General features: G+C 65.2%; 1 pseudogene. It reads right to left on the bottom strand.

What is annotated here, in order from left to right:
- Positions 1-267 (bottom strand): annotated as a pseudogene (locus SB756_RS30735) (ABC transporter ATP-binding protein); the annotation flags it as partial.

The raw sequence follows: 267 nt of genomic DNA, 5'->3' as shown, positions 1-267 counted from the left end.
GGCCGCAATGCGCCCAGCCGCCTTCGACCCTGGCGGGCAGCACCACCGCTTCACCGAGGAACAACGCGGTTTGCTCGTCGACCGGGTATTGGTACAGGTCCATCGGGTGGCCCGATTGCACCAGGCGGCCCTGGCGCATCACCGCCAGTTGATCGGCAAACGACAGCGCCTCACTTTGGTCGTGGGTCACCAGGATTGTGGTGATGCCCGCGTCGCTCAGAAGGCGTGCAACCATCTTGCGCATGGCCGAGCGCAAGCCAGTGTCCA

This window comes from Pseudomonas sp. SIMBA_068 (genome assembly GCF_046534705.1).
Classification (GTDB): Bacteria; Pseudomonadota; Gammaproteobacteria; order Pseudomonadales; family Pseudomonadaceae; genus Aquipseudomonas; species Aquipseudomonas putida.
Note: the sequence above shows the minus strand (reverse complement) of the source record. Positions and strands in the feature narration are given on the sequence as shown.